This window comes from Leclercia sp. LSNIH3 (assembly GCF_002935105.1).
GTDB classification, from domain to species: domain Bacteria; phylum Pseudomonadota; class Gammaproteobacteria; order Enterobacterales; family Enterobacteriaceae; genus Enterobacter; species Enterobacter adecarboxylatus.
The window spans coordinates 188,768-195,394 of the sequence record NZ_CP026390.1; the positions used below are offsets into that span (position 1 = coordinate 188,768).

Here is a 6,627-nt window from a genome sequence, read left to right on the forward strand (position 1 = left end):
CGACCCCAACTGGTCACGGGAGCTTGGGCAATGAAGCCGTATTTCCGTAAAGCCGGAAACCCGGCTTCACACACACACGTACTCCCGGCTCTCCGTAGAGCCGCATTCCCGGTCGTTCTGCTAGCGGCGACCGCGCTCGCGGGCTGCGCGACCACCAATCCGCCGCCGGAGATTTCCTACGACAATGCGGCTCCGGCGGTGCAGACCGTCGATCCACCCGCGCCGGTCACCGTGGTCGAGCTGCCCCGGCCGCTGCCGCTGCCTGGCCAATTGCAGCGTGTGGAGGAGACGCGGCGTGCCCCGGAGCCTTCTAATCCGACCGCTCGCGTCAACCAGGCAAACGAGGCGGCACGAGTCCAGCCGGTGCGCGACGGCTTCATTAACTCGATGCAGGTCTACCCGTGGACTCAAGGGGCGCTTTATCAAGTCTATACCGCCGTCGGGCAGATCACCGACATCGCGCTCCAACCCGGGGAGCAGCTTGTCGGCGCAGGCCCGGTGGCCGCCGGCGACACAGTGCGCTGGATCATCGGCGACACCGAGAGCGGATCGGGGGCAACGCGCCAGATCCACATCCTAGTAAAGCCCACCCGCGCCGACCTGATGACAAACCTCGTCATCAACACCAACATGCGCACCTATCACATGGAGCTGCGCTCGACAGAGCGCACCTATATGGCGTCGGTCTCATGGCAGTATCCGCAAGACCAGCTCATTGCGCTGCGCCGTCAGAACGCCGAGGCGCAGGCGGCCCAGCCGGTGGCGAGCGGCGTCGATCTCGCGAACGTCAACTTCCGCTATGCGATCGAGGGCGACCGTGCGCCGTGGCGGCCGCTGCGCGCCTTCGACGACGGACGCCAGGTCTTTATCGAGTTTCCGCGCGGCATCGGTCAGGGCGAGATGCCGCCACTCTTCGTCGTCGGCCCCGAGGGCAACACCTCTGAGCTCGTGAACTATCGCGTTCGCGGCCACCACATGATCGTTGATCGTCTGTTCGCGGCTGCCGAACTTCGCTTCGGCTCCGGCCGCGAGCAGAAGCGCGTCAGGATCGTCCGCACAGACGGGAGGCCGACCTCGTGAGCGAGAACCCGCCCCGGATTGAGGAAGTGCCGGACGACGATGCGCAGCCCCTGACCGGCGAGCCGGTCGGGCCTGCGCCGATGCGGCTGCGGGCCGAACCGCCCCGCGTCACCCGGTTGTCGCGGAAGGTTCTCGCCGGCCTCGGTCTTGTCGCCAGCGTCGGGCTCGGAGGTGCGCTGATCTACGCGCTTCAGACCCGCGACGCCGGTCGGCCGAACGACGAACTCTATTCGACCGAGAACCGCTCGACCGCTGACGGACTGGCCGGCCTGCCGCGAGATTACAGTGGCGTGCCACAGCTCGGTCCCCCTCTTCCCGGTGACCTCGGCCGGCCGATCCTTAGTACCCAGGATCGCGGACAGCCGGTGCCCACACCCGGGACGGCCACGCCCAATCCCGGCATCAGCCCGGAAGAGCAGCGCCGCCTTCAGGAAATCGAGACCGCGCGCACCAGCCGTCTCTTCTCCGGATCGGAAAGCCGGGGCACACCCGCTGCTGCGGGAGCTGCCCCAGCGCTCGCGCCGGTGCCGGATTTGGCGAGCATTGGCCTCGCTCCGCCGCCCGCCACGCCCTCGGCGCAGGACCGGCAGAACGCGTTTCTGAACGCCGCGGCCGATCGCAGGACGGTTGCGCCCGATCGCGTCGCTGCGCCAGTATCGCCGAACGTCCTTCAGGCGGGAGCAGTGATATCCGCGGCGCTGATCACCGGCATCCGATCCGATCTACCCGGCCAGATCACCGCGCAGGTCACCGAAAACATCTACGACAGCCCAACCGGCCGTATCTTGCTTGTGCCGCAAGGCACTCGTGTGGTCGGGCAGTACGACAACAACGTGCAGTTCGGCCAGAGCCGAGTCCTGCTCGTCTGGACTCGGCTCGTCTTCCCGAACGGGCGCTCGATCGTTCTCGAGCGCCAGCCTGGTGCTGACGCTGAAGGGTTCGCCGGGCTGCAGGATGGCGTCGATTACCATTGGTGGGATCTGGCCAAGGCTGCGGGATTGTCGACACTGCTGAGCGTCGGCGCCGAACTCGCGGTCGACAACGACGATCAGCTCGTTCAGGCGATCCGGAACGGTGGGCAGGACACCATCAACGACGCAGGGCAGCAGATTGTGAGGCGTCAGCTCAACGTCGCGCCCACGATCACTATTCGGCCCGGATTTCCCGTGCGCGTTCTCGTGACGCGAGACTTGGTACTGGAGCCATATGGAGGGTGATGATGTCGAAGCTTAAGCTAGGCCCCATCGCGGACGACAAGCCGCTTAAGGTACAGGTCGAGCTACCTGCAGCTCTCCACCAGGACCTTGTTGACTACGCCCACCTATTGGGCCGAGAGCAAGGTCAGTCCGCTGTTGACCCAGCTCGGTTAATCGTCCCGATGTTACAACGGTTCATCGCGACAGACCGTGGCTTCGCCAAAGCCAGGCGAACGTTGACGCCGGGGAGCGCCGATTAATCCGTGGTCCCCGCTCTAGAGGGGGTGTCGAAACACTTCAGCAGCAGCGGCAGAGTCGGGTTGTCGTTGTCACTGGAAGAAATTATAGCGGCCGTCGGCGCCCGCGCCGATGGGAGCGGGATCAACGCGATATCCGGCCGGTAGATCACGCTGGTGATGGTCAAGCCGAAGCCCTGTTCGACCATCGTCAGCAGGGTTTCTCGGCTGACTTGTTGGATCGAGAGTTGAACCGCTCCGTCTCCGGCGCCCACCATGCGCCGGAGTATGCCAGCGAGCTCACGCCCAGCGCCATCCGAGCGAACGAGGAAGACTTCGTCACAAACGTCCTCCCACGACAGCTGTGGCCGTGCTGCCAACTCGTGAAGCGGGGACAATGCCACGAACAGATCTGGTTCGCAGAGACGTCGAACTTGGAACTGAGGGCTCTTGCTCGCACTCAGGCTGATTGCTGCGTCCAGTAATCCGCGCTTCACCCCCAAAGTGTTTTCTTCTGAAGTGCCTTCCTCAAGCTTTACCTCGATCGTCGGATGTCTATTTCTGAATGCCGAGAGAATGTTGATGATCGGGCACGCCGGGAACGCTTCAAGCATTCCAAACCTCACGAGCCCGGTCTTGAGTTTCCGCGCGGAGCGGATCTCCGTTGCGGCGTTACGAAGGTAGCGCGCTCCCACCACCGCTTGTTGAAGGAAGCGCTCACCTTCTGGAGTCAGCCCTGCCCCCGCTCGCGTACGCTTGAAGAGAGAAAAGCCAAGTTGGCGCTCAAACAGCTGCACACGTCGGCTGACGGTGGATTGCGATATCGATAGGCGCTCCGCCGCTCGGCGGAAGCTGCCGGCCTCGGCGACCTGAACGGCGTACTTCAGGTATCGGAGATCAAGAGTCAGGTCGGGCATGAGACCCGTCCGATCATACCGGCGGTCTCATCGGCGAACCGCCTGCGCCCGGTGAGCGGCACCCATGCACGTCCACTTTCATCGAGCCCACCCCCGCTAGCGCCTGGGGAACGAGCACGTCCGTTGATCTCAGATGTGGAATCCGAGCTGAGCCCCTCAATGAGCATGACCATGTCCGAATCTGTCATAGATGCATGCGGCGGTCATACATTTTCACACGCTTGAAGTCTATGCGCGAAGCATATATTCTTGCGGTATGGAGCCTGAGGTCGCCAAGTACCATTTAGGTGCACTCGCGTTGGCCGTTGCAGACAGCATCGCCAGTGTCTCGGCCTCGTTTTCACCAAGCGGCCCGGGGACCGCCGTGATGGTGTTACTCAGCATGGAGCCCGGACTGCCGATCAGCGTTTTGGCTACCTCGATCGGGCTTTCTCATGCCGGGACGGTGCGATTGATCGATAGGCTCGAGCGCGAACAGTTGGTGGAACGACGAAGACAAATCACCGACAGGCGGGCGCGCTTCATTCACCTCACCAATTCGGGGAAGAAGATAACGGACGCCTTGCTCAAGGCACGGGAGCAGGTGATCTCCGAATGTATTTCGCCCCTGTCGCCCAATGACCTCGACATTCTAGGCATGCTGTCGGAGCGGCTCCTTGTGGCAAACGGCTTCGACAAAGATGGCTCGGTCAGCCTTTGCCATCTGTGCGGCTACAGCAGGATCGCGCCTTCCCGTGGTAAAGCTAAGCCGGGGCGCTCGCCACGCTGGAACGTCGCATCAGAAGGCTGACGATATGATCAGGCAGGCTTGAAATAATGGGATCGTTTGCGCTCGAACTTCTTCTATGCGTACTTGCCTTCGGGTTCGGATATGCGGCGAACCAAGGCGGAACCTGTTTAGTGGTGGCCGCTCATGAGTTACACAGAAGACAGCCGCCGAAAATGTTCGTCGGATTTCTCGCAGCGTCGGCAGCGGCAGGCCTGGTTGCGGTCCCGATAGTCTGGACGGGAACACTGGGCGCAACACTCGCACCCTCGACCAGCATCAATTTCCTCCTGCTCATCGGCGCCATCGCCTTCGGCCTCGGCGCACTCATTAATGACACATGCCTGCTCGGATCGCTGGCGCGGCTTGGGGATGGGGAGATGCGACTTCTAGCTCTACCCTTGGGATTAACGATTGGTATCTTGGCTGCCGACCATGGCAGGTTCGGCTACGATTCAACATGGCCAAGCTTAATCTCCAAACCGAGCGCAACAGGCCTCGTTACTCTCCTAGCCTTCCTAGTTGTGCTCGTGCTGGCACTCGTTTTCGTTTCCACGAAGAGCGTTCTGCGAACAAAGCCGGGTTGGTCGTTCGGCGCTTCGATGATTGGACTCGGTATCACTGGCGGACTTCTATATGCACTCTCGCCGGCCTGGACCTTCGCAGACGTGATTCAACGCGCCCTTCCTCTCAGAATGTCCCCGGCCGGCGAGGTCGCGCTCACTGCGGTGATCTCTTCGATCGCAGGCGCCCTAACCGCCTCCTTTCGCCAAGGCAATCTGCGTCTCCAACTGCCGACAGCCAATGGCATTCTGCGATCTGTCGTCGGCGGCACATTGATGGGTATCGGCATCGCGCTCATACCCGGCGGGAATGATGGGTTGATCCTCGCAGCGGTTCCGACTCTTTCACCTGGTGGGATAGTCGCCTACCTTCTGATGACGACGACAATCGTCTTCGGATTTGCAGCGCGTGGTAAGTTATTCCGGCGCTGCCTTTCACGGCCATGATAAGGGCAACAGAGGACTTGCCCTCCTGACATGAGCATTTATCCCGACCGGGAATATCGGCTGACTAGCTCGTATGCCTTTGCAGGCCCTTGGACCATGATGACCACTTCAAAGGCCGCCGGCCCCAGAATCCTGTAGGTTGCATGGTAGGTGTCGTCTCCGCAGGCATAGACGCCACTCGCTTCCAACCCGGTATCCGTCCGCGAGAAACTCAAGCTGAGGAACTGCGTCCCGATATGAGGTCCGTCTGCGAACTCGACGACAACACTGTCCTCGCTCAAGCGATAGCGATACTGCCGGCACGCGGAGAATACTCTGCCATCTGCCAGTGAGAGAATGCCGCTCTCTCGATAAGCGAGCGCGCCTTCGCCGATCGCTGCTACGATTTCGGTGGGCATGGTTATCTCGTCCAGGGCCGCGTCCATCCGTACAGGCTGGACGTTTGCCAACGGGCTATAGGCCCACCCGGAGCGCCAGCCCCATCAAGTCAAAATCCCGCAAAGGTCGCGCGTTTGCTGGGTAAAGGCATCGCCGATGAGGATGGCTTCGTGAGGCAGCGAAGCGCGAGCCAGCCGCTCGACATATCTCGCTTATTAGTATATGGTATATGCGTCGCGCATATACTGCAACGCCTGCCCGAAGCACGTAGACGACGTTCGTGACGTTCCCACGGGACCACTGTTGAGGAATTTTAGATGAGCATTTTCGACCGTTATGAATTTCTTGTCCCCGAGCACGGTCGGAGGGATCTTGGCCTGCTTAGATGGGCTCTCGTGATCGTATTTCTGTGGTTCGGCGCGATGAAGTTCACAGCGTACGAGGCCTATGGTATCGCCCCGTTTATCGAACACAGCCCGATCATGAATTGGCTCGGCATGTTCGGGACGCAGGGGCAAAGCTATTTCATCGGCGTTATCGAGTTATCGACCGGTCTCGTTCTGATCCTTGGTGCATTTCGTCCACTCTTCTCTGCGCTAGGCGCACTAATGTCAGCAGCGACCTATCTGATCACGCTGACCTTTTTCATCACCACTCCAGGTGTCGCGGAGCAGACTGCCGGCGGCTTTCCTGCGATTTCGGCTGCACCAGGGCAGTTTCTACTGAAGGACGCAGTTCTGCTAGCGGCGTCCCTCGTGCTGCTGCGTGCTTCGGTCCGCCACAGAGGGGCGCTTGTGCTCTCGTGACTGTGGTCCTCTCGTGACGGCGGGCGTGCAAATCCTGCAGAACCTCCGCGGGGCATGGATGCTCCGTCGCGATATCGAGCCCGGAGGCGCTCAGCTGCATGGCGACGCGGTCTTCGCCCGTTTCGCCGCAATCCCCGACGTCGTGGAGCACGGACTGTTCCTCAATGGGATTGATACAATCGTGATCGCGCGCGGTGACACGATGGAAGTGCGACGCCGGGGGCAAGCTAGGTCTCGC

The 6,627-nt window shown here is 61.4% G+C and carries 8 protein-coding genes; 6 read left to right on the forward strand and 2 right to left on the reverse strand.

Going from position 1 to position 6,627, the window contains the following annotated elements:
* The first annotated feature begins 30 nt into the window (after positions 1 to 30).
* Genes trbG through C3F35_RS24655 form a run of 3 tightly spaced genes read left to right on the forward strand, consistent with a single transcriptional unit; the run spans position 31 to position 2,536 of the window.
* Positions 31 to 1,080 carry a P-type conjugative transfer protein TrbG gene (gene trbG / locus C3F35_RS24645; protein ID WP_011191356.1) on the forward strand — a complete coding sequence of 350 codons (1,050 nt, stop codon included), beginning with the start codon at positions 31 to 33 and terminating at the stop codon, positions 1,078 to 1,080.
* On the forward strand, positions 1,077 to 2,297 hold the full coding sequence (locus tag C3F35_RS24650; RefSeq protein ID WP_011191355.1) for a TrbI/VirB10 family protein: 1,221 nt from the start codon (positions 1,077 to 1,079) through the stop codon (positions 2,295 to 2,297). The genes trbG and C3F35_RS24650 overlap by 4 nt, the downstream gene beginning before the upstream one ends.
* A 2-nt stretch (positions 2,298 to 2,299) precedes the next feature.
* Entirely contained in the window at positions 2,300 to 2,536 is a 237-nt protein-coding gene (locus C3F35_RS24655) for a DUF2274 domain-containing protein (protein ID WP_026227538.1), read from the forward strand.
* Here the strand turns inward: C3F35_RS24655 and C3F35_RS24660 are convergent.
* Positions 2,533 to 3,429, reverse strand: coding sequence for a LysR family transcriptional regulator (locus C3F35_RS24660; RefSeq protein WP_011191354.1), 897 nt, complete (start codon positions 3,427 to 3,429; stop codon positions 2,533 to 2,535). The genes C3F35_RS24655 and C3F35_RS24660 overlap by 4 nt on opposite strands.
* Before the next feature lie 367 nt (positions 3,430 to 3,796).
* Here C3F35_RS24660 and C3F35_RS24665 point away from each other — a divergent pair, with 367 nt between their 5' ends.
* Together C3F35_RS24665 and C3F35_RS24670 are read left to right on the forward strand one after the other, a co-directional pair.
* Positions 3,797 to 4,219 carry a MarR family winged helix-turn-helix transcriptional regulator gene (locus tag C3F35_RS24665; protein ID WP_223296479.1) on the forward strand — a complete coding sequence of 141 codons (423 nt, stop codon included), beginning with the start codon at positions 3,797 to 3,799 and terminating at the stop codon, positions 4,217 to 4,219.
* A gap of 26 nt (positions 4,220 to 4,245) precedes the next feature.
* The gene (locus C3F35_RS24670) at positions 4,246 to 5,205 is read left to right on the forward strand and encodes a YeeE/YedE thiosulfate transporter family protein (protein ID WP_004099025.1); all 960 of its coding nucleotides are present in this window, start codon (positions 4,246 to 4,248) and stop codon (positions 5,203 to 5,205) included.
* A 38-nt stretch (positions 5,206 to 5,243) separates the two neighbouring features.
* Here C3F35_RS24670 and C3F35_RS24675 read toward each other — a convergent pair whose 3' ends face one another.
* The gene (locus C3F35_RS24675) at positions 5,244 to 5,603 is read right to left on the reverse strand and encodes a DUF6314 family protein (RefSeq protein ID WP_166479491.1); all 360 of its coding nucleotides are present in this window, start codon (positions 5,601 to 5,603) and stop codon (positions 5,244 to 5,246) included.
* 297 nt (positions 5,604 to 5,900) lie between these two features.
* On the opposite strand from C3F35_RS24675, the gene C3F35_RS24680 reads away from it, so the two are divergent.
* Positions 5,901 to 6,389, forward strand: a complete 489-nt coding sequence (locus tag C3F35_RS24680) for a YkgB family protein (RefSeq protein WP_004099027.1) — start codon at positions 5,901 to 5,903, stop codon at positions 6,387 to 6,389.
* Positions 6,390 to 6,627: the final 238 nt, after the last annotated feature.